Origin of the sequence: Bacillus sp. FSL K6-0138, assembly GCF_037982765.1 — a bacterium.
In the GTDB taxonomy this organism is placed as follows: domain Bacteria; phylum Bacillota; class Bacilli; order Bacillales; family Bacillaceae; genus Bacillus; species Bacillus glycinifermentans.
Window position 1 is genome coordinate 1,097,439 of sequence record NZ_CP150286.1, and the last position, 25,394, is coordinate 1,122,832.

Annotated in this window: 26 protein-coding genes and 1 pseudogene; 20 read left to right on the plus strand and 7 right to left on the minus strand. The window is 46.6% G+C overall.

Going from position 1 to position 25,394, the window contains the following annotated elements:
- Positions 1 to 96 precede the first annotated feature (96 nt).
- The gene (gene kapD / locus MHB78_RS06010; RefSeq protein WP_046129929.1) at positions 97 to 714 is read left to right on the plus strand and encodes a 3'-5' exonuclease KapD; all 618 of its coding nucleotides are present in this window, start codon (positions 97 to 99) and stop codon (positions 712 to 714) included.
- 28 nt (positions 715 to 742) lie between these two features.
- Here kapD and MHB78_RS06015 read toward each other — a convergent pair whose 3' ends face one another.
- The gene (locus MHB78_RS06015) at positions 743 to 1,129 is read right to left on the minus strand and encodes a kinase-associated lipoprotein B (protein ID WP_046129930.1); all 387 of its coding nucleotides are present in this window, start codon (positions 1,127 to 1,129) and stop codon (positions 743 to 745) included.
- 59 nt (positions 1,130 to 1,188) lie between these two features.
- Between MHB78_RS06015 and MHB78_RS06020 the strand changes: the two genes are divergently transcribed.
- On the plus strand, positions 1,189 to 1,383 hold the full coding sequence (locus MHB78_RS06020; RefSeq protein ID WP_046129931.1) for a hypothetical protein: 195 nt from the start codon (positions 1,189 to 1,191) through the stop codon (positions 1,381 to 1,383).
- A gap of 29 nt (positions 1,384 to 1,412) precedes the next feature.
- Here the strand turns inward: MHB78_RS06020 and MHB78_RS06025 are convergent, their stop codons facing one another.
- Entirely contained in the window at positions 1,413 to 2,576 is a 1,164-nt protein-coding gene (locus tag MHB78_RS06025; RefSeq protein WP_046129932.1) for a MalY/PatB family protein, read from the minus strand.
- Positions 2,577 to 2,744: 168 nt separating this feature from the next.
- Here MHB78_RS06025 and MHB78_RS06030 point away from each other — a divergent pair, with 168 nt between their 5' ends.
- The gene (locus MHB78_RS06030) at positions 2,745 to 2,999 is read left to right on the plus strand and encodes a DUF1871 family protein (protein WP_046129933.1); all 255 of its coding nucleotides are present in this window, start codon (positions 2,745 to 2,747) and stop codon (positions 2,997 to 2,999) included.
- 308 nt (positions 3,000 to 3,307) lie between these two features.
- Here the strand turns inward: MHB78_RS06030 and MHB78_RS06035 are convergent, their stop codons facing one another.
- Positions 3,308 to 4,129, minus strand: a complete 822-nt coding sequence (locus MHB78_RS06035) for an alpha/beta hydrolase (RefSeq protein ID WP_046129934.1) — start codon at positions 4,127 to 4,129, stop codon at positions 3,308 to 3,310.
- Positions 4,130 to 4,309: 180 nt separating this feature from the next.
- Here MHB78_RS06035 and MHB78_RS06040 point away from each other — a divergent pair, with 180 nt between their 5' ends.
- The 3 genes from MHB78_RS06040 (at position 4,310) to yugI (ending at position 6,568) form a co-directional block, all read left to right on the plus strand.
- On the plus strand, positions 4,310 to 4,810 hold the full coding sequence (locus tag MHB78_RS06040) for an Lrp/AsnC family transcriptional regulator (protein ID WP_046129935.1): 501 nt from the start codon (positions 4,310 to 4,312) through the stop codon (positions 4,808 to 4,810).
- Between the two features lies 1 nt (position 4,811).
- Complete coding sequence (locus tag MHB78_RS06045; RefSeq protein ID WP_046129936.1) at positions 4,812 to 5,972, plus strand: aminotransferase; 1,161 nt, start codon at positions 4,812 to 4,814, stop codon at positions 5,970 to 5,972.
- A 206-nt stretch (positions 5,973 to 6,178) separates the two neighbouring features.
- A complete protein-coding gene (gene yugI, locus MHB78_RS06050) occupies positions 6,179 to 6,568 on the plus strand; it encodes a S1 domain-containing post-transcriptional regulator GSP13 (RefSeq protein WP_046129937.1) in 390 nt (129 codons plus the stop codon).
- Between the two features lie 55 nt (positions 6,569 to 6,623).
- On the opposite strand, the gene MHB78_RS06055 is transcribed toward yugI, so the two are convergent.
- On the minus strand, positions 6,624 to 6,860 hold the full coding sequence (locus MHB78_RS06055; protein ID WP_046129938.1) for a DUF378 domain-containing protein: 237 nt from the start codon (positions 6,858 to 6,860) through the stop codon (positions 6,624 to 6,626).
- Positions 6,861 to 6,996: 136 nt separating this feature from the next.
- Here MHB78_RS06055 and MHB78_RS06060 point away from each other — a divergent pair, with 136 nt between their 5' ends.
- The 4 genes from MHB78_RS06060 (at position 6,997) to MHB78_RS06075 (ending at position 10,943) form a co-directional block, all read left to right on the plus strand.
- Positions 6,997 to 8,160 carry an iron-containing alcohol dehydrogenase gene (locus MHB78_RS06060; RefSeq protein ID WP_046129939.1) on the plus strand — a complete coding sequence of 388 codons (1,164 nt, stop codon included), beginning with the start codon at positions 6,997 to 6,999 and terminating at the stop codon, positions 8,158 to 8,160.
- A gap of 282 nt (positions 8,161 to 8,442) precedes the next feature.
- Positions 8,443 to 9,795, plus strand: coding sequence for a glucose-6-phosphate isomerase (locus MHB78_RS06065; RefSeq protein ID WP_046129940.1), 1,353 nt, complete (start codon positions 8,443 to 8,445; stop codon positions 9,793 to 9,795).
- Between the two features lie 132 nt (positions 9,796 to 9,927).
- The gene (locus MHB78_RS06070) at positions 9,928 to 10,494 is read left to right on the plus strand and encodes a YetF domain-containing protein (protein WP_046129941.1); all 567 of its coding nucleotides are present in this window, start codon (positions 9,928 to 9,930) and stop codon (positions 10,492 to 10,494) included.
- Between the two features lie 44 nt (positions 10,495 to 10,538).
- Positions 10,539 to 10,943: a YugN-like family protein gene (locus MHB78_RS06075; protein WP_046129942.1), complete on the plus strand. Its 405-nt coding sequence runs from the start codon at positions 10,539 to 10,541 to the stop codon at positions 10,941 to 10,943.
- On the opposite strand, the gene MHB78_RS06080 is transcribed toward MHB78_RS06075, so the two are convergent.
- Positions 10,940 to 11,923 carry a potassium channel family protein gene (locus MHB78_RS06080; RefSeq protein WP_046129943.1) on the minus strand — a complete coding sequence of 328 codons (984 nt, stop codon included), beginning with the start codon at positions 11,921 to 11,923 and terminating at the stop codon, positions 10,940 to 10,942. The genes MHB78_RS06075 and MHB78_RS06080 overlap by 4 nt on opposite strands.
- Complete coding sequence (locus MHB78_RS06085) at positions 11,920 to 12,174, minus strand: protein mistic (RefSeq protein WP_046129944.1); 255 nt, start codon at positions 12,172 to 12,174, stop codon at positions 11,920 to 11,922. The genes MHB78_RS06080 and MHB78_RS06085 overlap by 4 nt, the downstream gene beginning before the upstream one ends.
- A 190-nt stretch (positions 12,175 to 12,364) precedes the next feature.
- Here MHB78_RS06085 and MHB78_RS06090 point away from each other — a divergent pair, with 190 nt between their 5' ends.
- From MHB78_RS06090 to MHB78_RS06120, 7 genes and pseudogenes are all read left to right on the plus strand, one after another.
- Positions 12,365 to 12,589, plus strand: a complete 225-nt coding sequence (locus tag MHB78_RS06090; protein ID WP_046129945.1) for a hypothetical protein — start codon at positions 12,365 to 12,367, stop codon at positions 12,587 to 12,589.
- A gap of 99 nt (positions 12,590 to 12,688) precedes the next feature.
- Positions 12,689 to 13,366, plus strand: a complete 678-nt coding sequence (locus tag MHB78_RS06095) for a zinc metallopeptidase (RefSeq protein ID WP_046129955.1) — start codon at positions 12,689 to 12,691, stop codon at positions 13,364 to 13,366.
- A gap of 49 nt (positions 13,367 to 13,415) precedes the next feature.
- The gene (locus MHB78_RS06100) at positions 13,416 to 14,705 is read left to right on the plus strand and encodes a hemolysin family protein (protein WP_046129946.1); all 1,290 of its coding nucleotides are present in this window, start codon (positions 13,416 to 13,418) and stop codon (positions 14,703 to 14,705) included.
- A gap of 238 nt (positions 14,706 to 14,943) precedes the next feature.
- Positions 14,944 to 15,675: a glycoside hydrolase gene (locus MHB78_RS06105; RefSeq protein ID WP_046129956.1), complete on the plus strand. Its 732-nt coding sequence runs from the start codon at positions 14,944 to 14,946 to the stop codon at positions 15,673 to 15,675.
- A 91-nt stretch (positions 15,676 to 15,766) separates the two neighbouring features.
- Positions 15,767 to 17,452: an alpha-glucosidase gene (locus MHB78_RS06110; RefSeq protein ID WP_046129947.1), complete on the plus strand. Its 1,686-nt coding sequence runs from the start codon at positions 15,767 to 15,769 to the stop codon at positions 17,450 to 17,452.
- A gap of 36 nt (positions 17,453 to 17,488) precedes the next feature.
- A complete protein-coding gene (locus MHB78_RS06115; protein ID WP_046129948.1) occupies positions 17,489 to 17,890 on the plus strand; it encodes a secondary thiamine-phosphate synthase enzyme YjbQ in 402 nt (133 codons plus the stop codon).
- 124 nt (positions 17,891 to 18,014) lie between these two features.
- A pseudogene (locus MHB78_RS06120) lies at positions 18,015 to 18,193 on the plus strand (nitronate monooxygenase); the annotation flags it as partial.
- Positions 18,194 to 18,241: 48 nt separating this feature from the next.
- Here MHB78_RS06120 and MHB78_RS06125 read toward each other — a convergent pair.
- On the minus strand, positions 18,242 to 18,979 hold the full coding sequence (locus MHB78_RS06125; protein WP_046129949.1) for a protein-glutamine gamma-glutamyltransferase: 738 nt from the start codon (positions 18,977 to 18,979) through the stop codon (positions 18,242 to 18,244).
- Between the two features lie 176 nt (positions 18,980 to 19,155).
- Between MHB78_RS06125 and MHB78_RS06130 the strand changes: the two genes are divergently transcribed.
- From MHB78_RS06130 to MHB78_RS06140, 3 genes are all read left to right on the plus strand, one after another.
- Positions 19,156 to 21,141 (plus strand): methyl-accepting chemotaxis protein, encoded by a 1,986-nt coding sequence (locus MHB78_RS06130; protein WP_046129950.1) that lies wholly within the window; start codon positions 19,156 to 19,158, stop codon positions 21,139 to 21,141.
- 144 nt (positions 21,142 to 21,285) lie between these two features.
- Positions 21,286 to 23,271, plus strand: coding sequence for a methyl-accepting chemotaxis protein (locus MHB78_RS06135; RefSeq protein ID WP_046129951.1), 1,986 nt, complete (start codon positions 21,286 to 21,288; stop codon positions 23,269 to 23,271).
- 129 nt (positions 23,272 to 23,400) lie between these two features.
- Complete coding sequence (locus tag MHB78_RS06140; protein WP_046129952.1) at positions 23,401 to 25,386, plus strand: methyl-accepting chemotaxis protein; 1,986 nt, start codon at positions 23,401 to 23,403, stop codon at positions 25,384 to 25,386.
- Positions 25,387 to 25,394: the final 8 nt, after the last annotated feature.

Genomic DNA, 25,394 nt, shown 5'->3' on the forward strand with positions numbered 1-25,394 from the left:
TTTTTAAAATCAAAAACAAGCTGAAAACATTGGGACGGGGACCGTGCAAATCAAGTGAAAGTCTTTATATTGCGATAAGAAAGGCAGGTGTAAAAAGTGAAACCAGATACATTGCTGATTATCGATTTTGAATTTACAATGCCTGAGGGGAAATATCATCCGCAAAATTTTTTTCCGGAAATCATTGAAGCGGGGGTTGTCAAAGTTGCGAATGGTGAAGTGACAGAGACGTTTTCCAGCTATGTGAAACCAAAAAAATTTCCAAAATTAACAAGACGGTGCAAATCGTTTTTAAACATCACACAGGAAAAAGTCGATCAAGGCATCGCGTTTCATTCCTTGATTGAGAAGCTGAGGGAGCTTGATTCGGATCAAAACAGCGTCATTATTACATGGGGAAACATGGATATGAAAGTGTTGAAGCAAAATTGCATGTTCAACCACATTCCGTTTCCATTTAAAGGGGAAATGAGAGATTTGTCAATGGAGTACAAGGAGTTTTTCGGCGACAAAACGCTGACGAATTTGTGGAAAGCTGCGGAGGAATACGGCGATTCAGGGACGGGAAAACAGCATAAAGCGCTTGATGATGCCATGACAACATATAAGCTGTTTCAGCTGGTGGAACGGGATAAAGAGTATTTGGAGAATCCTAAACCGACGACGATCGGAGACAGGATCGACCTTTCGAAAGTATTTCCGCATGCCACATAAAAAGCCCAATCTTATACAGAAGATTGGGTTATTTGTTTGGAAAATATTCTTTTTCGAGCCCAGCGGCGCATTCCAGCGATTTTGCCGCATAATCGGAAGCGTCTTGTAATAGTTCTCTTTTAAAACGATCCAAAGCATCGCGAAGCGATTCCTCATAATCCGGTACCCGACCGTCGAACGGCTTCACCATATGGTGCGGAATGTTTGTTTGTTCCCGGTAAGCAAGCGCCTTCCGCTCATGAAAAAAGGGCACATCCGCATCCTTTGGGTGGTGAAGGTCGCCCTGCTTCGGATGGGTCAGGACCGCGAGGATTTTGACGAGATAGTGCATCGGTTTAATATCCGTAATAACTCCAATATATACGCCTGTTTTATAAAAGCCTTTCACTTTATCTCCGACTTGAAACTGATTCACTAAAAACCCCTCCTGATGGTATGATGGTGTTATAAAACATAATCGGGGAGGAAGGAACATTGCCGCTGCTCATTCAGTTCATGCTGTATTTCCCTGAGGATAAAAGAGAATACATTCCTTCTTTTATCACGCTGGCTGTTTTCTTTATCATCGCCGCATTCGCATTCAGGCTGATCGTCAAGCATTCCCGGCAAGAAGCGAAAAAAGCCGAACAGCTTGAAAAAAAACTGCATCAAGAATGGCATAAGCGGTAAAAAGAGCACCCGGCCTGCGGCCGGAGTGCTTATGATAAGGCCGTTTTCAGCCGTTTCAGTCCCTCTTTTACGACCTGCAGCGAACACCCGACATTCATTCTCACAAAACCTTCTCCGCCAGGGCCGTACTTCGGTCCCGGCTCAAGGATGAGCTTTCCTTTATGGAGCAGCCTGTCCTTTAATTCCTGATCTGAGAGGCCGAGCGCCCGGCAGTCGAGCCATATCAAATATGAAGCATCAGGAATCATCATCTTGACCTCCGGCAGCTCACGGGCCAAAAAGGCGCGTACTTCTTCCATATTGTTTTCGATATAGGAAATCAAGCTGTCGAGCCATGGTTCTCCTTTTGAATAGGCGGCTTCCATACCGGTGACGGCAAACGCGTTTAAAGATGACAGCCCGACGCGCTGCATCGTCTTTAGAAATGCATTTCTTTTCGCCAGATCCGGTATGATGATGGCTGACACCTGAAGGCCCGCCAAATTAAACGTCTTGCTCGGAGCGATGCATGTGATGGAAAGCTCGGCTAATTCCCGGGAAATGGAAGCGAACGGTGTATGCTTCAATCCGTGCAGCATCAGGTCGGAATGGATCTCGTCAGAAACGACGGTCACCTGGCGGGAAAGACAAAGCTGGCCCAATTTTGCCAGTTCATCCTTCGTCCAGGAACGTCCTGAAGGATTATGCGGATTGCAAAGGATCAAAAGCTTCACATTCGGTTCTTGAAGCTTCCTTTCAAGATCGTCAAAGTCCATTTCATAACGTCCGTTTTTTTCTATTAATGGATTATATAAAACGTTGCGGCCGTTTCTTTTCACCATGTCAAAAAACGGAGGATAGACGGGCGGCTGCACGATCACGCTGTCACCCGGATCTGTATACGCTTGGACGGCGATGCCGAGAGCGGTTACAATGCCCGGGCTGAAGGTGATTGCTGACGGATCGATTTCCCAGCCGTGCCTTCGGCTGAGCCACTCCGCGACAGATTCCTTCGTGGCTGCATTTGGAGACGTATATCCAAATACTCCGTGCTCGATGCGCTGTTGAAGCGCATCAATGACTTCTTGAGGCGCGCGAAAATCCATGTCCGCCACCCACATTGGCAGCGCGTCTTTCACGCCGAACAGCTCCTCGGTCAAATCCCATTTGACGGACTGGGTTCCCAGTCTGTTATGTTCTGTATTAAAATCCATGATCTCACCTCATGTCTCTTTCATATGTTATACATTAACGATCATGAAAAGAGATTGCAATGGTTAAGCAGGAAAAATGAAAAGGGAAAAAACGAGCTTTTCTTCCCGGACACCTCGATCCTTGTGGTACAATAGCCGTGTATAATTACACGTTAAGCGGTGATAAACATGGAAGAAAGTCAAGCAGCAGCGCAAATCATTCAAATGATAAAAAAATGGGACCCATTTCAGGCCGGAGGGGATTTTTACGAAACGGAAGCGGCGGAAATCGTCCAGGCCGTCTATACAGAAGATGATCCCGAGCGGCTTGGAAAAGCGATTCAAACCATTTTTGACGTATCGTTTGACAAAGAGCTGCCTTTGGAGGATTGCAAAAAGCTGGCGGAGCGGCTGCTCGTCATTAAAGACAGCAGCACCTGCTGATATCATATGAAAGCACCCGGCCAAGCCTTGTGTGCCGGAAAACGAAAAGCCGCCGGTGTTCCGGCGGCCTCAGATTGTTGACAAAATCCTAAAACGATGTAAAGTTTTAGGGTTTTGTCATCCTTTCAGCGTGAGGCGAAACCCTTGCGGTCTAGGAAGGCCGAGCATCAGCTTTCACAGGACGTGATGACGGCGGCGTGCAGGCAGTAGGAGCCGTTAGCCGCTGTTCTTTTGAGCACCGGCTTAGCAGACCTGGCAACGAATGCAGGGGGTGCCGGCACGCTGAAGCCGCCTTGATGGGCGGTTTTTTATGTGAGGACAAACTCTGCGATCCTGTCTGATACGTAATCGGGGTTTTCTTCAGGAACGAGATGCCCGGTATGCTGCAAAGAATAGAACGTGGAATCAGGCAGATCCTGATGCAGCCTTTTTCCGATCTGGACCGGGACGATGCGGTCTTCCTCACCCCATATTAAAAGGGAGGGGGTTATGATCTTTTTTAAATCGTCGGGTGTTAAGTCTCCTTCGCGGTGGCGGATGAGCCGGGCGAGCGCCCTGAAAATCTGGTCGTCGAGAAACGGCTTCAAATAGCCGTCGATCATTTCCTGATCGATCAAAGTACTGTCATATACGACGTTCCGCAAATTTTTCAGAACGTCTTGTTTGGACAGCCAGCGTTTAATGTACAAATAAAAGTACGGAATATGGCTTCCGAAAACAAGCGAACGGGGCGACCGCTTCAAATACCCGGAACTGCACAGCAGCACGACCTTTTTAAACAATTCGGGCCTTTCTTTTACGGCATAAAGCGAGATTTGCCCTCCCATCGAATGGCCGACCAGGATGGCCTCGCTAATATTGAGCTGTTCAATCAAATCGATGACCACCTTGGCCATATTCCTGTAGGTATAAATAAAAGTCTGCGACTTTTCCGATTGACCGAACGGAGGCAGGTCAATGGCGATGATGTTAAATTCATCCTTTAATAAAGGAATGATTTTTCTGTAGCAAAACGAAGACGAAAGAAATCCGTGTATTAAAACCAGCGTTGTTTTTCCGGGATTATCATAATGTTCGTAATAGATATCGACCCCTTGTATTTTCTGTGTCGAAGGTTTTGTTAACAGCATGATAAAAATCACTCCGAATGGTTTTGTTTCATCGTAACGCGACCTGACTGCACATCGTCAGCCAGTCTTTCATATCGTACCCGAAAAAATTTTTTTTACGCGATTTTTTCCGGACTTACATTCGCAAAAAATCGTGCTATAATAATCAGAAGATTTCTCGACATAAAAGGTGTGAAGCAGATGAAGCTAACAGAAAAAGAAACCGAAATACTGGAAATATTAGAGGAGAACAGCCGCCTGAATCCGGAAACGATTGCGAAAATGGCGAATATTTCTCAGGAAGAAACAAAGGCCATCATCGAAAAGCTTGAAAAAGAAAAGGTAATCATCGATTATTCGGCGATGATCGACTGGCGGAAAGTAGACGGCCATGAAGGCGTGACGGCGATGATCGATGTCAAAGTAACGCCGAAGCGCGGCGTCGGGTTCGATGAGGTGGCAGAGCGCATCTACAGGTTTGACGAAGTTGAATCCGTTTACTTAATGTCAGGAGTATATGATTTGTCTGTTGTCATCCGCGGCAGAACGATGTCGGATATTTCTCACTTCGTATCGGAAAAATTATCGACGCTTGAATCTGTCGTATCGACAACCACTCATTTTATTTTAAAGAAATACAAGCACGACGGTAAAGTTTTTGACTCCGGTAATGATGACAAAAGAATCGTGGTGTCTCCTTGATATGAGAGCAACCTATGTATCAAAAGCAGCACAGCAAATCAAACCGTCCGGCATCCGCAAGTTTTTTGATCTTGCGTCCACGATGGAGGGCGTAATTTCTTTGGGGGTCGGGGAGCCTGATTTTGTAACGGCATGGAATGTGAGGGAAGCGAGCATTCTATCGCTTGAACAAGGCTACACCTCCTATACCGCCAATGCCGGTCTGCCTTCTTTAAGGAGGGAAATCAGCGCTTATTTAAATAAACGCTTTCATCTTGACTATTCCCCGGATGACGAGCTGATCGTGACAGTAGGGGCAAGCCAGGCGCTCGATATCGCCATCAGGGCAATACTCGACCCTGGGGATGAAGTGCTGATTCCAGAGCCTTGTTTTGTCGCCTATGAAGCTCTCGTCGCGTTGGCCGGGGGAAATCCGGTCCACATTCATACGAACGCCGAGCGCGGATTCAAAGCGCGCCCCGAAGATTTTGAAGCGGCCCTTACGGAAAAAACGAAAGCGATCATTCTTTGTACGCCGTCAAATCCGACCGGGTCTGTTTATTCGAGAGAAGAGCTGGAAGAGATCGCTGATTTTGCGGAAAAGCAAGATCTCATCGTTATTGCCGACGAAATTTATGCAGAACTCACCTATGACGAAGCATTTACGAGTTTTGCCGCGATCAGGGGAATGAAAGAGCGGACGATTTTGATATCGGGCTTTTCAAAAGGCTTTGCCATGACGGGCTGGCGTCTCGGGTATGTCGCGGCACCGGCTTTTTTAAGGGACCCGATGCTGAAAATTCATCAATATTCGCTGATGTGTGCGCCGAGCATGGCGCAATTTGCGGCTGAAGAAGCGCTGAAGAACGGTTTGGATGATGTGGAAAAAATGAGAAAAAGCTATCGGCGCAGGCGGAACCTTTTTGTAGATGCATTAAATGAGATGGGGCTGGACTGCCACCATCCGGGAGGCGCTTTTTACGCATTCCCGTCGGTCAAAAAAACCGGCATGACGTCAGAAGTGTTTGCCGAAGAACTTCTCATGAAGGAAAAAGTCGCCGTCGTTCCCGGAAATGTATTCGGTGAGAGCGGTGAAGGCTACATCAGATGTTCGTATGCGTCATCGCTTGAGCAGCTTCAGGAAGCGCTCGTCAGAATGAAGCGGTTCGTTCAAAGCATATAGAAAAAAATGCGAAACCTTGAAAGGTCCGCATTCAAAATAAGGGGGGAATACTAGAAAGCCTAATGATTCTCAGTATTCCCTTTTTCTTTGGACTGTAAACATATATTTTCGAAAAAAGTTTTTTTGCTTATAAATGACTTGTATGATATAATTTTTTATTGCGTATAAAAAGAGATTAAATTCATAAGATTTAGGAGTTGTTAGGTATGACAGCAAAATTTGAAGTGGGCAATGTTTACACCGGAAAGGTGACTGGATTACAGGCGTATGGAGCGTTTGTAGCCTTAGATGAAGAAACTCAGGGACTCGTGCATATTTCAGAAGTAACGCATGGCTTCGTTAAAGATATCAATGAACATTTGGCAATCGGCGATGAAGTGCAGGTGAAAGTTCTTTCTGTAGATGAAGAAAAAGGAAAGATCAGTCTTTCCATCCGCGCGACACAGGCAGCTCCTGAACGTAAAGAAAACAAGCCTAGAAAGCAAAAGGCCGCTCAAGCGGAAGAAGCTACTACTCCTCAAGGCTTCAACACGTTGAAAGATAAGCTTGAAGAGTGGATTGAGCAGTCAAACAGAAAAGATTTAATTAAAAAATAAGGCGGCAAAAAATAACTCCGGTTAAAAACCGGAGTTATTTTTATATCTGCATGTTTTAGCGCATTTCAGGCTCTTTGGCGTCTTCCCGGACGGTCTCCTCGTTAGGTTTGAATAAAAGCCCGAGGTTGATTAAACCGGCAATTCCGACAAGCGCGTAAATCGTCCGGGAAATGGCGGAGCCTGGACCTCCGAAGATGGCTGCGACCAAATCAAATTGAAAAAAACCAATCAGTCCCCAGTTAATTGCCCCGATGATCGTAAGCAACAATGCGATTCGTTGAAGCGTACTCATGTATTTCTGTTCCTCCTTTTTCATATCATGAACATTTATAGATTGTGACGGTTTTGGAAAGTTTATACGTAGAAGAGCAGATCGCTTTACATGGCGGAAGGTCTTTCAAGATAATATGGATAAAGGAGGAGATTGCATGGACAGCTTTACATATTGGAATCCCACAAAACTCATTTTCGGACGAGGCGAAGTCGAAAAGCTTGCCGATGAGGTCAAACAATACGGCCGAAACGTGCTGCTTGTTTACGGAGGAGGCAGCATTAAACGAAACGGTTTATATGATCAAGTCGTTTCCATCCTCGAAAAAGCGGGGCTGAATGTTCATGAACTCGCAGGCGTTGAGCCGAATCCGCGGGTCGCAACAGTCAATAAAGGCGCAAGGCTCTGCAAGGAACACGATATCGACTTTCTCTTGGCGGTCGGAGGCGGAAGCGTCATCGACTGTACAAAGGCGATCGCCGCCGGTGCAAAATATGACGGAGACGCCTGGGACATCGTTACGAAAAAACACATCCCGACCGAAGCGCTGCCGTTCGGCACCGTTTTGACATTAGCGGCGACAGGTTCGGAAATGAATTCGGGGTCCGTGATTACAAATTGGGAAACCAATGAGAAGTACGGATGGGGCAGCCCGCTTGTTTTCCCTAAATTTTCGATCCTCGATCCGGTTAACACGTTCACGGTTCCTAAAGACCATACGATCTACGGCATGGTCGATATGATGTCACACGTGTTCGAGCAATATTTTCACCATACGAAAAATACGCCGTATCAGGACCGGATGTGTGAATCCCTGCTGAAAACGGTGATTGAAACTGCTCCGAAGCTGATCGAAGATCTTGAAAATTACGAGCTCCGCGAAACGATCCTCTACACGGGCACAATTGCGCTTAACGGCATGCTGTCAATGGGCGCGCGCGGAGACTGGGCAACCCACAATATCGAGCACGCTGTGAGTGCGGTGTACGACATTCCGCATGCCGGAGGGCTTGCGATCCTGTTCCCGAACTGGATGAAGCACACGCTTTCTGAAAATGTCGGCCGCTTTAAACAGCTTGCCGTCCGGGTGTTCGATATTGATGATGCGGGTAAAACTGACCGTGAAGTCGCGCTTTCAGGCATTGAAAAGCTTTCTGAATTCTGGACCAGCCTAGGTGCGCCGAACCGCCTCGCCGATTACGGCATCACCGATGAAAAGCTTGACCTCATTGCTGACAAAGCGATGGCAAACGGCGAATTCGGCCGCTTTAAAACATTGAATAAAGAAGACGTGTTGTCGATTTTGAAGGCTTCTTTGTAAAAGCGAAAGGAAAACGGCTCGGGAAGAACCGGCTCTTCCCCGGCCGTTTTTTGTTGCCATTTTGACAAAAATCAATCAGTTCCTTTAAACAATCGTTTTTCCGGGCCGGAGATATGCCATTTATCCCTTTTCATCACTTGATTTCGCAATGGAGTTCATATAAAGTGAAAAGGGAAAAGGCTGTCGCCGAAAATCGACATGTCAGAGCCCCGGCTTTACTTTTAAAATGAAAGCGCTGGCGGGATATCTGAACAAAACAGTGAGTACTGGAGGTTTATTATCATGACGCATGTCCGTTTTGATTACTCAAGAGCATTGCCTTTCTTTAAAGAACAGGAGCTTACATATCTGCGCGATTTCGTAAAAGTCGCCCATCACTCCATCCATGAAAAAACAGGTGCGGGAAGCGACTTTTTAGGCTGGGTCAACCTTCCGACAGATTATGACAAGGAAGAGTTTGCCCGGATTAAAACATCCGCTGAAAAAATTAAAAACGATTCAGACGTTCTGCTCGTCATCGGAATCGGCGGTTCATACCTCGGAGCGAGAGCTGCGATCGAAATGCTGAACCATTCATTCTACAACGTATTGCCGAAAGGAAAGCGGAAGACGCCTCAGGTGATTTTCGTCGGCAATAATATCAGCTCTTCTTATATGAGAGACGTAATGGATCTTCTTGAAGATGCCGATTTCTCAATCAATGTCATCTCCAAATCTGGAACAACGACAGAACCGGCGATTGCTTTCCGGATCTTCCGCAAGCTTCTTGAAGAAAAATACGGAAAAGAAGAAGCAAAAGGCCGCATTTATGCAACGACTGATAAAGCGCGCGGTGCATTAAAAACGCTTGCTGATGAAGAAGGCTATGAATCGTTCATCATTCCTGACGACGTCGGCGGCCGCTACTCTGTTTTGACTGCTGTAGGTTTATTGCCGATCGCCGTAAGCGGAGCCGATATTGACGAAATGATGAAAGGTGCGGCCGATGCCAGCAAAGACTTTGCTTCCTCAGAGCTTGAGGACAATCAGGCGTACCAATATGCCGCCGTCAGAAACATCCTTTACAATAAAGGCAAAACGATCGAAATGCTGATCAACTATGAGCCTGGCCTTCAGTACTTTGCAGAATGGTGGAAACAGCTGTTTGGAGAAAGCGAAGGAAAAGACGAAAAAGGCGTTTATCCGTCCTCCGCCAACTTCTCAACTGACCTTCACTCTCTTGGACAATACGTACAAGAAGGAAGAAGAGACATGTTTGAAACGGTGTTGAACGTTGAGAAACCGAGACATGAGCTGACGATTGAAGAGGCGGAAAATGACCTTGACGGCTTGAACTATCTTGCCGGAAAAACGGTTGATTTCGTCAATAAGAAAGCGTTCCAGGGCACGATGCTTGCACATACGGACGGAAACGTGCCGAACCTGATCGTTAACGTACCTGAAATGAACGCTTATACGTTCGGATATCTTGTCTACTTCTTTGAAAAAGCCTGCGCGATGAGCGGCTACCTGCTTGGCGTCAATCCGTTTGACCAGCCTGGGGTGGAAGCGTACAAAGTGAACATGTTCGCCCTTCTCGGCAAACCGGGCTTTGAAGAGAAAAAAGCTGAGCTTGAGAAGCGTTTGGATCAATAAAATCTTCATATTGGCGTCCCGCCGTGTATAACATGGCGGGGCGCTTTTTTGTCTTTTTTTGAAAAAGTCCCTGTAAGGCATAGTGAACAGCCTCTTAAGAAATACTAAATGCAATGAATTAGGAGGAGAAAAATGGACTTTATTTTTAAAGCATTTATTCTAATTTTAGCAGGCATGTGCTTGGTGAGGATTTCAGGCAGACAGTCCGTTGCCCAGATGACGGTCACAACAACCGTTGTTATGGTTTCGATAGGCACGATGATTGTCCAGCCGATCGTTCGGGACGGCAACAGCGTCTGGAAAACGATTGTTTCCGTATCTATCTTTATTTTCACGCTGATGGTCATCGACTTTTTTAGACTAAAATTTAATTTTTTTGAAACCGTGATTTCCGGAAAAGCCGTTATTCTCATTAAAGATGGACATCTGCATGAAAAAAACCTCAAAAAGCACAGAATGACGGTTGATCAGTTGGAAATGCACTTAAGAACGTCAGGTATTTCAAAAATATCTGATGTAAAGACAGCGACTCTTGAGCCGAACGGCTTAATTGGCTATGAGTTAACCGATGATGCCAAGCCTTTGACAATGGGGGATTTAAAAAAACTTTTGCGCTCACCGCACAAAAAGTCAGAGAACGATTTATTCAAAGAAATATCTGACGGTCATCAGAAAGAATTAAAAAAAAAACTGCAGTAGCTTTTCTTCATTTAACATGACATTTATCGGAAAGGGGTCTTAACATGATCAGCATACCTTCTGAACTTGAAAATCGTTCGTTTTCGCTTTACCATCTTGAACAAACGCTGAAGCCGCTCGGGTTTATCATCGGCGGTGGCTGGGAATATGACCGCGGCTTTTTTGATTATAAACTCGACGACGCGGACGGTTACCTTTTTTTGCGGCTGCCGTTTGAAGCTGAAGACGGGCAGCTTGATTCACAAAACGCCACCGTCCAACTGGGCCGGCCTTTTTTGCTCCGCCACGTCTATCAGGAGGCGCTTGATGATCATGTGATACAGGGAAATGTCCGGGCGTCTTTTGACCAGTTTGCCGAACCGAAGGAAAAAGACGCCGATATTCCGGATGTGTATGTCGAGCTCGGGCGTTCTTCGGTAAAGGAGCTCGAAAAAGCGCTGTTGTCTTAAAGCGACAGCAGTTTATCCGTTTTCTTTATCGTGTAAGAAAATGAAGGGGATAAAATCGGGCCGTCTTTTTGCTGCACGCCGATAATTAAAATGTGCTCGTTCATAAAATGGCTGACCGCCTCCTGAAAAGAACTGCCCGCCATCCGGTCAGGCACGGGAATCGCATGAATTTTCAATTGAACGTCTGCCTCGTGAAAGAGCGGGTCAGAAAGCTGGTTTTTGATGAGAAAATGCCGGAGCATCGCCGTTTTTAAAAGCTCCGCCGTGCTGAAAATTTGATTGGCTCCAGCGCGTTCGGCATTTTTTCTTTGTTTTTCTGTTAATATTTCGACCAGGCAATAGACCGACGGATTGAGCCCTTTTACCGCAAGCAATGTCAAGATCGACTGCATATCCGCATCCGCTTCGTTTTTGTGCTGGTCTGCCGTGATAAACACGATCTCCGCCTCTTCAATGTTTGCTTTTTGCAAAACGGCGTCATCTGCCGCATATCCGCGGATGAAATGGATGTTTTCCAACAGGGGCCCTTCCCTCAGCGTTTCATCGATCAGAACGATCGTTTTGTTTGCATCAGCTGATTGCAGCGTCCTCATCAATTTATTCGCTTTTTCGTTCCAGCCGATCAAAATCATATGGCCGCGCCCCTTGTAATTCACTTTGCCTTCCGCATAGCGCTGCTGTTTATGGAAAGCGGCCGTTGCCATCGTCGCAAAATATGCCGTGACAAACGCAGCTCCCAATAACACGAGCAGCATGCCGACGATTTGCCCGGCAGGGGTTTTGGGAACATAGTCGCCGTAGCCGACGGTAGAAACGGTAATCAGCGCCCACCAGATTCCTTCAAAAACGTTTGGAAATTGTTCAGGCTCCACCAATGAAATGAGCTGTCCGAATAAGATGATCAGCAAAATGATAATGGTCGCGATGCGGAGAGAAACCGGCCATCTGAGCCATCCGATGAACACGCGGTTTGATTTCACGATTTTTCACCATCTTTCAAAAGAGAAAACGATAAAATTTCTTTTATGATCGCATTTAATTTTTGATTAATACTTTCCTTCCCGTATTGCTCGATCGCCTGCTTAATAACGTCAGCCGTTTCATCTTCATAGTCGATCAGGGGCTCGTCCTTTACCGATTCATTATAAAGGAGAATAAATGCATCAAGTCCTTCATTCATTTTGTCGATCGCCGTGCTGAGCTGTTCTTTTTCCTGGTCTGTTACTTTCACCGTGTCACCACCCCGAAATGCGTTTTTTAATCAGTATATCCCTAATTTGTGAAAATTTTTCAGGTCATAACAATCCGCGCTTATGCGGATAATAAATAATGTCATTCTTGAAATATACATGTTTTGCCCCGGCATATTGATTCTTGTCTTTCCATACACTGTTACAAAACGAGTGAGGGATGAGAGACGAATGTCGTGTCTGGCGAGACTCATCATGATGCTGATCGGGTTCCACCTGATGGCCGGGGCATCCGTTCAATTTGTTTTTGATTTAAATGAGGTTCATCATTCCTCTGACGGGGTGTTCTGGAGGGAGTTTTTTAAGGAGCTGGTTACGAGGCCGCCTTTATACGTGATGATGTCGGGGATGGTGTTTTTGTTTATCGGGGTGTGCTTCCCGCGAAAAAGCAGGTGATGCACTTTTCTGTACAAAAAAGGATCCCTCAAATAAAATATATATAATATTACGATAAAAAAACTATTTAGCATAAAGAGGGAAGATGATTGCATGAGCATGATTTTTTACTTGTTGACATTTGCTGCATTAGGTTTGTCGATTTGGGCACAATTTAAAGTAAAGGGCAACTTTGAAAAATATTCGAAAGTAGAGGCCTCAAGCGGGAGAACTGGAGCGGAAGTGGCCAGACATATTCTTGACCAAAACGGCCTTTACGATGTGCCGGTTGAACCGGTAAGTGGAACCTTGACAGACCATTACGACCCGACGACACGCGTCGTGCGCTTGTCAGAACCTGTATACTACGGCCGTTCGATCGCATCGATTTCCGTTGCGTCTCATGAAGTCGGACATGCCCTGCAGCATCAGGAATCATACGGCGCGCTTGTGTTAAGACATAAAATCTTTCCGATCGCAAACTTTGCTTCAGGCGTTGCGCCATTCCTGTTCCTTGGAGGCATGCTGCTCAGAAGCTTCAATTTGATCGGTCTCGGCATCATTTTATTTTCAGCGGCCGTATTCTTCCAGCTCGTGACCCTGCCTGTTGAATTCAACGCAAGCTCCAGAGCGAAGAGGATTATCGTCTCAGAAGGAATGATCCGCAACAATGAAGAAAGAGGCGTAAGCAAGGTGCTTGATGCTGCTGCCTTGACATATGTTGCCGCAGCGCTCGTTTCATTGTTCGAATTGCTGCGCTTTGTGGCGATTTTCCTGTCCGGTCGTAATGATGATTAACCTTTAGTCAGAGGAGGTGACCCCTTACCATGTTTGGTAAGGGTTTTTTTTGAATATCTTGAATGTCATACTCGTCATGCTTTTAATCGCAGCTACGGCTTTCTTTGTCGTCGCAGAGTTTGCGATTGTCAAAATTCGCGGCACGAAAATCGATCAATTGGTTGCGACCGGAGATGTGCGGGCGATCGCAGCCAAAAGGGTCGTTTCAAACCTTGATGAATATTTATCCGCCTGTCAGCTCGGCATTACCATTACGGCTCTGGGACTCGGCTGGCTGGGGGAGTCGACGTTTGAAAAAATCATCCACCCGGTATTTGCCTACGTCGGCATGCCTGAATCTGTTTTAAGGATCGCGTCGGTCGTAACGGCTTTTGTCGTCATTACCTTTCTTCATGTCGTAATGGGAGAACTTGCACCGAAGACGGTTGCGATTCAAAAAGCGGAGGCTGTCAGCTTATGGACGGCGAGGCCGCTTATTATTTTCTATAAAATCATGTTTCCTTTCATTAAATTATTAAACGGCTCAGCCAGCGCGCTGGCCAAGCTGTTCGGCTTTCATTCGGTGAAGGAGCATGAAGTGGTAATCAGCGAGGAAGAGCTGAGGATCATGCTTTCCGAGAGCTATAAAAAGGGAGAGATCAACCAGTCGGAGTATAAATATGTCACAAAAATCTTCGAATTTGACAACCGGCTGGCAAGGGAAATTATGGTGCCGAGGACGGAGATTGCGGTGATTTCGTCGGATCAGTCGATGAAGGAAGCGATTGAAACGGTCATGAATGAACGCTACACAAGATATCCGGTGATAAAGGATGATAAAGACCATATTATCGGCATCATCAACAGCAAGGATCTCTTTAAATCGTACTTTCTCGATCAGACAATTGATTTGTCCGAGCTGATGAGGCCGGTCATCAGAGTGATCGAAAGCATCCCCATCCAGGAGCTGTTGATCAGAATGCAAAAAGAGCGCATCCACATGGCGATCCTTGTCGATGAATATGGAGGAACGGCCGGCCTTGTCACCGTTGAAGACATTTTGGAAGAAATTGTCGGGGAAATCAGGGACGAATTTGATCAGGATGAAATGCCGCATATCGTTAAAAAAGGCGAGCATCATTATATCATGGACGGCAAAGCGCTCATTGACGAAGTGAATGACCTGCTTCACATCGCGATCGAAAACGAAGAGGTCGACACGATTGGCGGATGGCTCCTCACGCAAAAAATGGAACTCAAAAACGGCGATATTTTCCGTTCGGAGGGATGCGAATTTAAGATTCTTGACGCTGAAGATCATCATATTCGCTTTGTCGAAATCAAAAAAACGGATTTTTAAATTGCAGCTGCCGGGACCGTGCGGCTGCTTTTTTAGTTCTATAGCCGCTGTTTGCTTCCTGTCTGAAGGGTAATGTGAAAAAGATAAGAAGATGTATTCATGGGAAATCATGACTTTTTGCGAATGTACTGTTGTCCAATCTCTTTTATAATATCGTCTGTACATCATATAAGGAGGTTTTGAAAACGTGAACAGACATGCCGTAAAATCAATTCTTCTATTTGGCATCGCATGCATCATGTTATTGGCGGGGCCGCTTACGGCCTTTGGAGCTTCGTCCTCAACCCCGTCAGACAAAATATATTTTAAAAACAAAAAGTACTACATTTTCAACAATGTATGGGGAGCTGATCAAGTCAGCGGCTGGTGGCAGACCATTTATCATAACAGCGATTCCGATTTAGGCTGGGTATGGAATTGGCCGAGCAGCACAAGCTCTGTGAAGGCGTATCCGTCGATTGTCAGCGGTTGGCATTGGACAGAAGGCTATACGAAGGGAAGCGGACTACCGACCCGTCTGTCAGATCGAAAAAATATCAACACAAAAGTCAGCTATTCGATCAGTGCGAACGGAACGTATAATGCCGCCTATGACATTTGGCTGCACAACACGAATAAAGCGAGCTGGGACACTGCTCCAACCGATGAAATCATGATTTGGCTGAACAATACAAACGCCGGGCCGTTAGGTTCTTACGTCGAAACTGTTTCAATCGGCGGCCACAAATGGAACGTGCACAAAGGATATGTAGATGCAGGGAACGGCAAGGGCTGGAATGTGTATTCCTTTGTCAGAACATCAAATGTTCAAAGCGCAAGCCTAAACATCCGCGACTTCACAAACTACCTCGCGGATTCAAAGAAATGGCTCTCTAAAACCAAATATGTCAGCAGCGTCGAATTCGGAACGGAAATTTTCGGAGGGACGGGACAGATTAACATTTCCAATTGGGATGTTACGGTCCGCTAAAGGTGATACCGCCGCTCTTTTAAAAGGGCGGTGATTTTTTTGCGCTTTTTTCTATATATATCAAACGAAATAACTGATAAGGAGTGTGCTGATGACAAGGGCATGGTGGAAAGAGGCGGTTGTTTATCAAATTTATCCGCGCAGCTTTATGGATTCGAACGGAGACGGTATCGGGGATATTAACGGAATCAGGGCAAAGCTTTCTTATATAAAAGAACTGGGGGCTGACGCCATCTGGATTTGTCCCGTTTTTGATTCGCCGAATGCCGACAATGGCTATGATATTAGAGATTATCAAAGCATCTTAAAAGAATTCGGGTCGATGGACGATTTTGACGCCTTATTGTCTGAGACCCATCAGCTCGGCATGAAGCTTGTCATCGATCTTGTCATCAACCATACCAGCGATGAGCATCCATGGTTTATCGAATCAAGGGCTGATAAAGAATCGCCGAAACGCGACTGGTATATTTGGAGGGACGGGAAAGACGGCGGTGAGCCGAATAATTGGGAAAGCATATTCGGCGGCTCCGCCTGGACGCATGATCGTCAAACTGATCAGTATTACCTGCATGTATTTGCGGAAAAACAGCCTGATTTGAATTGGGAAAACAGCGGCATGCGCCGCGCCGTATACGGGATGGTGAACTGGTGGATTGCAAAAGGAATAGACGGTTTCAGGGTGGATGCGATTTCCCATATTAAGAAAAAGGAAGGGCTCCCCGACCTGCCCAATCCGAATGATCTTCCCTATGTACCCTCCTATGATTATCACATGAATGTTGACGGGATTATGGAATTCCTTCGGGAGCTGAAGCAGGAAACGTTTGCAAAACACGGGCACATCATGACGGTCGGGGAGGCAAACGGGGTCAAAGCGGATGAAGCTGCAGAATGGGCCGGCGAGAAAAACGGGGTTTTCAACATGATTTTTCAGTTCGAACATCTCGGCCTTTGGGACATTGAGGGAGGAGCGCGAATCGATATCGTTAAACTGAAACGCATTTTGTCAGACTGGCAGACCAGCCTTGAAGGGGTGGGATGGAATGCGCTTTTTACGGAAAACCATGATCAGCCCCGCTCTGTTTCGGTATGGGGGGATGACGGGACATACAGAAATGAGAGTGCGAAAGCCTTGGCTGCTATGTATTTTTTAATGAAGGGTACGCCTTTTATTTATCAGGGGCAGGAAATCGGAATGACAAATGCTGCGTTTTTCGATATCGATGATTATGACGATATTTCCGTAAAACATTATTATGACAGGCAAAGACAAGCCGGCAGATCACACGAAGACACGATGAAAGCGATTTGGATGAGGAGCAGGGATAATGCGAGGACGCCGATGCAATGGACGGATTCCGGCAATGCCGGCTTTTCAAGCGGAATACCGTGGCTGCCCGTTAATGAAAATCATCGCTTGATCAATGTCGCCTGCCAGCAGCAGGACCCGGATTCGATCTACCATTTCTACAAACGGATGATCGCCATCAGGAAACGGCATGATGTGTTCATTGACGGCGCGTTTGAAATCATCCTTGCGGAGGACCCGCAAATTTTTGCCTATTTGCGCAAGCTTGAAGGAGAAACCGCGCTAGTGATGGCAAATCTCAGTCCGGATTCCGCGCTTTACCGTCATCCCGCTTACCCTTTATCGAGCGGCGGACTCTTGCTTTCCAATATCGCTATAAAACCTCATCAGCATCTGACTTCGTTTATGATGAAGCCTTATGAAGCACGGGTTTATGTCCTGCCAAAACAGGAGATCGGAAATTGACAGCGAATTGAAGATGAAAGAAAGGAGCAGATTGACATGTTGAAAAAAATAGCCATTCAGACGAACAAACGGGATGAAATGCTCGATATCACTGACGAAGTGCAGGCATTTATCAGCGAAGAGGAAGTATCCAGCGGCGCTGTTATCGTCTATTGCCCGCATACGACGGCGGGCATCACGATCAACGAAAATGCCGATCCCGATGTAAAACGGGATATGCTGAGGCGGTTTGACGAAGTGTATCCATGGGAACACCGGCTTGACCGCCATATGGAAGGAAATACTGCGGCACATATGAAGTCAAGTACAGTCGGTGCGTCGCAGCATATCATCATTGAAGACGGGAAGCTGGTGCTCGGGACATGGCAGGGGATTTATTTCTGTGAATTTGACGGTCCGAGGTCGAGGACGTGTTATGTTAAAATCATCGCCGGCTAAAAAGAGGAAATACGATGAATGAGTTTATGAAGGGTTATCGCTACCCGTCATACAGGCGCCGCCGACGCCCGCACTTGCTGCAGCCGTCCCCGAGCTGAAAAAACGGGGCTGTTGTGCGGTCTTAGTGAAAGAGACAGTTCTGCTTGAAGAAAGGAGAATGGATCTCATCGTCGTCCAAGGAAGCGAAGCGGGCGGCCGCAAGGGAACTTTCTGCAGACGAAAGGAGAGCCGGCCGGCGGCTCGACGGCCTTGATTCTGCAAGCTGCCGATCATGTGTCTGTGCCGCTCATTGCGGCCGGCGGCAGGAAAACAACCGTAAAGGAACTGCTGGATCAGCTTGTGCCGTCCGAGCTATCTAACCATCTGGTATAACGCCGGAATATCAACCCGCGTGGTTTGGGCAAGAAGGTGGGCGGACGTCTGTGCACCGGGCTTTCTCAGCCGGTTCAGCTTTTCAATGATGCTTCCCGCACTCAAAATGCCTAAGCCGTGTGCCGCATATTGGTCATTGCCTAAAAAAATGGCGTTTTCCCCGCGCCATTGGGGTCTTGACGGGTCGAAATCGGGATTTTGGAAATACAGGCAGTCTCCCGGAAGAAAATCGTTTCCTTTTTCGGTGAAGATCGGCAGCTTCTCATAATGCCAATCATATAGAATGATCCTGTCATAATGCCTGTCAAAAGCCTGATCGCCGATCGTCCTGACCAGCGCCATATAAAAGATGATGACGATCGCGGTCGCACATTCAAACGCGTAAAGAGAACCGCTTCCAAAAATGTTTTTAATCGCATTGGAAGCGGACGCTCTGTACCTCAATTCTAACGCTCCTTCCGGCGTCACCCTCCAGAACGCCTCATTGCCATACGTCTTTGAAAAAGTGGCAAACTTTGCTCCGCTGTTGATCAGCGCTTTAGCCGATTCGACGGTATGTTCCCTGAAGCTGAGTTCGAACAGCAGCTCGCGAACCGCATCATATCTATACTGTGCAGGCATTGAAATCATCTGATTGACGATGTTCTTTTGCATTTGGCTGATGTTCAGTTTCTCCGCGTCTTCCGGGCGAAGCCAATATCCTGAAATATTGATCATAAAAAGCACCCTTTTTCCTTTTTTATTATCGTATGCCTAAAGCTTGGGCAGGGGAAACGGCGGCATCGATTCGCGAAAGGGCTGTTTTTTGAAAATTACTTTTTTTCTTTTTCGATGTAAAAACGGGCCCCTTCTCCGATATTAAATGAGTAAATCGATGAAAAGGGGTAAGGAAAATGAAAAGGGTATTGGATTGGATCAAGCGTCCGTCTATTTCAAAAAGATTAATTTTCTCATTTATTCTGGTTTTGACAGTTCCGATTCTCGTACTTGCGGCAAGTTCGTATTATACGGCCAGCAGCACGCTTAAAGAAGAAATCATGAGAAACGCGAAAGCCAATGTCGATGAGTTAAATGATATTATCAACCAAACTGTCGGGAGCAAGGAAACCGATGTGTCTTATTTTAGTGAATGGATCAATAAAAAGGCCTATACCGAAAAAGGACAGGCTTCTTTAAAAGAAAAATTCGAACAGTACATTAAGCAAAACAAAGATGTCGAGCTTGTATACACAGGATCTAAGGAAAGCGCCTATACTCAATATCCGAATGCAAAACTGCCTAGCGGCTATAACCCGGTTGAGAGAGATTGGTATAAGCAGGCCGTTGAGAAAAAAGGCGAGACGATCGTCACTGAACCTTACAAGTCTGCTTCAACAGGCCATATGGTCATAACAATCGCCAAGCAAAACGACGATGGCTCAGGCGTTGTCGCGCTTGACATGAACATCGACCAGCTGATTGAATCGGCAAACAGCGTCAGCATCGGAAAAAGGGGATTTGCCTTTATTTCAAGCGCTGAAAAAAAATACGTAGCCAACCCGAAAATCGAGGCCGGAACCGAAGTCGAATCAAGCTTGTCAGAGCAGATGTACGGCAAGGAAAAAGGTATGCTCACATACAATGATCAGGATAAGGAGATGCAGACGGTTTATACGACAAACAAGCTGACAGGCTGGAAAATCGGCGGAACGATGTTTACGGATGAAATAACAGATGCGGCACAGCCCGTTTTCAACATGGCGGCAATCGTTTTGGCCGCCGCAATTGTCCTTGGCGGCATTCTTGTATACTTCATCGTCCGTGCCATCAGCAAGCCTTTGAATCAGCTCGTATCATCGGCGAAAAGCATCAGCAACGGCGATCTGACGCAGAAAATCGACGTCCGCTCAAATGATGAGCTCGGACAGCTCGGCACAAGCTTTAATGAGATGGCTGAATCGCTGCGCTCTCTGATCAGCGCCATTCAGGAATCGGTCGAGCATGTGGCGTCTTCTTCAGAACAGTTGACGGCAAGCGCAGATCAGACGAGCAAGGCGACGGAGCACATCACACTGGCCATCGAGCAATTCTCCAACGGGGCTGAAAGCCAAAGCGAAAAAGTCGAGGCGAGCTCGCACAGATTAAGAAACATGGATGACAGGTTAAAGGATATGACCCGGGTATCAGAAGAGATAACAGATTCCTCGGTACAATCGACAAAAATGGCCGAAACGGGCGGGAAGCTCGTGCAAAAAACCGTCGGCCAGATGAATTCAATCGATCGCTCAGTCAAACAGGCCGAAGGCGTCATTAAAGGGCTTGAAGCCAAATCAAAGGATATTACGGCAATCTTGCGCGTCATCAACGGCATCGCCGATCAGACGAATTTGCTGGCGCTGAACGCTGCAATCGAAGCCGCACGCGCCGGGGAGTCGGGCCGCGGATTTTCCGTCGTTGCTGAAGAGGTGCGGAAGCTGGCCGCCCAATCGGCAGGCTCTGCTAAAGAGATCGAAGATTTAATACAGAAAATCGTCAAAGAAATCGAACATTCCCTTACGATGTTCCAGTCGGTCAATCATGAAGTGCAGTCAGGTTTGAAAATCACCGAAGAAACCGAGTCCAGCTTCAAACATATTTATGAAATGACAAATGAGATTGCCGGCAAGCTGCAAACGATGAACGCAGCGGTCGAACATCTGTCAAAAGGCTCGCAGGACGTATCGGAAGCTGTCGGGGACATCGCCGAAGTCTCAAGAGAAAATACCGCCGGCATTCAGGACATCGCCGCATCTGCGGAGGAACAGCTGGCATCGATGGAAGAGATCAGCTCGTCCGCGGCGACGCTTGAGCAAATGGCTGAAGAACTCCGCGACCTGACGAGAAAATTTAAGATTGAATAATAGAAGGAGCTGCCTGGCATCTTCTTTTTGTTGTTTATTTTTAGAATATTTCAAAACGCTTAAAAAAGTTTTTTTATATACATAAATATGATAAAGGTCCGATATTAATTTCATGAATTTGAAAGCTAAAAGGAGTTATATCATATGAACAAACTATTGGAATGGATCAAACGTCCGTCAATTTCCAAAAAGCTGTTTTTAAGTTTTCTATTGGTTTTGACGGTTCCGATTTTGGCGCTCTCCTTCAGCGCCTATCAAACCGCGGGAAGCACCCTTGAAAGCGAAATTATGAGAAGCGCCCGCGACAATGTTGAACAGTTGAATGAAATCATTGATCAAAATATCGAAAAAAAAGAAAATGCAGTTTCATATTTCGGCGACTGGATTAATGAAAAGCTCTATAAAGAAAAGGGAAACGCTACGTTGAAGGAAAAGTTTGAGCAATACGCAAAGCTCAACCAGGATGTTGAAGCCATCTATACAGGCTCAAAAGACGGCCTGTTCGTCCGCTATCCTGAAGAAAAGATGTCAAGCGATTATAATCCTGTTGAAAGAGACTGGTATAAAAAAGCCGTTGAGAAAAAAGGCGAAGTGGTCGTTACAGATCCTTATAAGACCGCTTCAACAGGAACGACGGTTGTCACGATTGCAAAACAAACGGCAGACGGCTCAGGGGTCGTCGCGGTCAACATGAAAATAGATGATCTGATTAAAACGACGAAGCGTGTCAATATCGGAAAAGACGGGTTTGCATTTATTGCAAGCGCGGATAAAAAATATATCGCCCACCCGACAATCAAAGCCGGAACGGAAGGCCAGGGCGATTGGGTTACACAGATGTACGGCAAAGAAAACGGTTCGTTTAAGTACACCTTTGAAGGCAAAGAAAAGCAGATGGCTTTCACAACAAATAAATTAACCGGCTGGAAAATCGGCGGAACGATGTTCACAGATGAAATAACACAAGCGGCGCAGCCGGTCTTCAACATGGCCGTAATCATTTTAGCCGTCGCGATTGTGCTTGGCGCCATCCTCGTCTACTTCATCGTCCGCGGCATCAGCAAGCCTTTAAATCAGCTCGTATCATCGGCGAAAAGCATCAGCAGCGGCGATTTGACGCAGCAGATCGAAGTGAAGTCAAAAGACGAATTCGGTCAGCTCGGCACGAGCTTTAACGAAATGGCCGAATCATTGCGCTCATTGATCAGCGTCATTCAATCGTCGGTTGACAATGTGGCCGCATCTTCTGAAGAACTCCACGCAAGCGCTGCGCAGACAAGCAAGGCGACTGAGCACATTACTATGGCGATCGAACAATTTTCGGACGGAAACGAAAGCCAGAAAGAAAAAGTGGAAGCAAGCGCGCATCAGCTAAATAAAATGAATCACGGGATTCATGACATGACAAAAACATCGGCTGCCATTACCGATGTCTCCGTAAAATCAACCGAGATCGCCGGAAAAGGCGAGGAGCTCGTTCAGCGGACGGTCGGCCAAATGAATTCGATCGACCGGTCAGTCAAACAGGCAGAATCTGTTGTCAAAGGGCTTGAAGCCAAGTCAAAAGACATCACAAGCATACTGCGCGTCATCAACGGAATTGCCGACCAGACGAACCTGCTGGCGCTGAACGCCGCAATCGAAGCAGCGCGCGCCGGAGAATCCGGCAGAGGCTTTTCAGTCGTTGCCGAAGAAGTGCGGAAGCTGGCTGCACAGTCGGCAGGCTCTGCTAAAGAGATCGAAGACTTGATTCAGGAAATCGTCAAAGAAATCGACAACTCGCTGAATATGTTTAAATCGGTCAATCATGAAGTTCAGTCAGGGCTTGAAATAACCGATGAAACACAGTCAAGCTTCAGAACGATTTACGATATGACAAATGAGATCGCCGGCAAGCTGCAAACGATGAATGCAGCGGTCGAACAGTTGTCAAAAGGCTCTCAGGAAGTATCCGGCGCCGTCGAAGAGATAGCGGACGTTTCCAGAGAGAGTTCGGCAAGCATCCAGGATATCGCCGCTTCAGCGGAAGAGCAGCTTGCCTCAATGGAAGAGATCAGCGCATCCTCTACGACCTTGGCGGAGCTTGCTGAAGAACTTCGCGATCTGACAATGAAATTTAAAATCGAATAATGAAAGCACCCGGGCGTTCCCCGGGTGTTTTTTTGGCGATCTGCTATTATAAAAAATTAAAAAATCAATAAAAAATTTTTTATAAGAATCCGATATTAAAAATATAAAAGAAAAGGGGTCAACTAGAATATGTCAAAAATGATAAATTGGATCAAACGTCCCTCAATTGTAAAGAAATTAATTCTTTCATTTTTGTTAATTTTAACCGTTCCTATTATCGTGCTCTCTTACAGCGCCTATCATACGGCCAGCAGTACGCTTGATACAGAAATCATGAGCAATGCGCAGGAAAACGTAAAACAGCTCAATGACATTATCGATCAGAATATCAGCCAGAAATCGACGGCTATATCCTACTTCAGCGACTGGATTAAAGAAAGTGCGTTTAAAGAGAAAGGCAACGCCACTTTAAAAGCAAAGTTTGAACAGTACGCCAAGCTGAATCAAGATGTTGAAGGCATTTTCGCCGGATCAAAAGACGGGCTGTTCGTCCGCTATCCGTTTCAGGAGATGCCGAGCGGATATAATCCGGTTGATCGGGACTGGTATAAGCAAGCCGTTGAAAATAAAGGAAAAGTGATCGTTACAAATCCATATAAGACAGCTTCAACCGGAACGCTGGTCGTCACAATCGCCAAGCAAACGTCAGACGGCTCCGGGGTTGTGGCGGTCAACATGAAGATTGAAGCGCTGATTAAAGCAACCGACCGCGTCAAGATCGGGAAAAAAGGCTACGCCTTTATCACAAGTGCCGACAAAAAGTTCGTTGCCCATCCGACAAAGGAAGCGGGCACAGATATTGGAGACAGCAGCTGGTCCAAGCAAATGTATGCAAAAGATGAAGGCATCGCTAAATTTAACCTGGACGGCGACAAGCAGATGGCTTTTGCAACAAACAAGCTGACGGGCTGGAAGATCGGCGGTACGATGTATGCGAATGAAATCGAAGAAGCGTCCCAGCCTGTTTTGTATGCCGCTCTCATCACGCTGGCCGTTAGCATCGCAGCGGGCGTGATCCTGATGTTCTTCATTATCAGATCGATCACAGGACCGTTAAGCGAGCTCGTTTCTTCGGCGAAAAGCATCAGCGCCGGCGATCTCACGCAAAACATCAACGTCCGCTCCAAAAACGAAATTGGACAGCTCGGCATGAGCTTTAATGAAATGGCTGAATCATTGCGCTCGCTGATCGGCGTTATCCAAACGTCCGTGGAAAATGTGGCGTCTTCTTCAGAACAGCTGACCGCAAGCGCGGATCAGACAAGCAAAGCGACCGAGCACATTACAATGGCGATCGAACAATTTTCAAACGGAAATGAAAGCCAAAGCGAGAAAGTCGAAACAAGCTCCCAGCAGCTGACTCAGATGAACAAGAGACTGCTTGAAATGTCTAAAGTTTCCGCTGCGATTACTGATTCGTCCGCACAATCGACGCAAATCGCCGGTACGGGAGGAGATCTCGTCCAGCAAACGGTCGGACAGATGAATTCAATCGATCAGTCCGTGAAACAGGCGGAATCTGTCGTCAAAGGACTTGAAGGAAAGTCAAAAGATATTACGGCCATTCTCAGAGTGATCAACGGCATTGCAGATCAAACGAATTTATTGGCGCTTAATGCCGCGATTGAAGCGGCAAGGGCCGGCGAAGCGGGACGCGGCTTCTCGGTCGTAGCTGAAGAAGTGCGCAAGCTGGCAGAACAATCGGCATCCTCTGCGAAGGAAATCGAAGGCCTCATTCAGGAAATCGTTCAGGAGATCGGAAAATCGCTTGACATGTTCCAGGCCGTCAACCGCGAAGTTCAGTCCGGGCTTACGATTACGGACGAAACGGACAAAAGCTTTAAGCAAATCTACAATATGACGAACGAAATCGCGGAAAAGCTAAAGGACATGAACGCGGCTGTTGAACAGCTCTCAGCAGGGTCTGAGGAAGTCGCAGAAGCCGTTGAGGAGATTGCCGATGTTTCAAGGGAAAGCTCGGGCAGCATTCAGGATATCGCTGCCTCGGCGGAAGAACAGCTCGCTTCAATGGAAGAGATCAGCTCGTCCGCGGCAACGCTTGAACAAATGGCGGAAGAGCTCCGCGATTTAACGACAAAATTTAAAATTGAATAGCAAAAAGG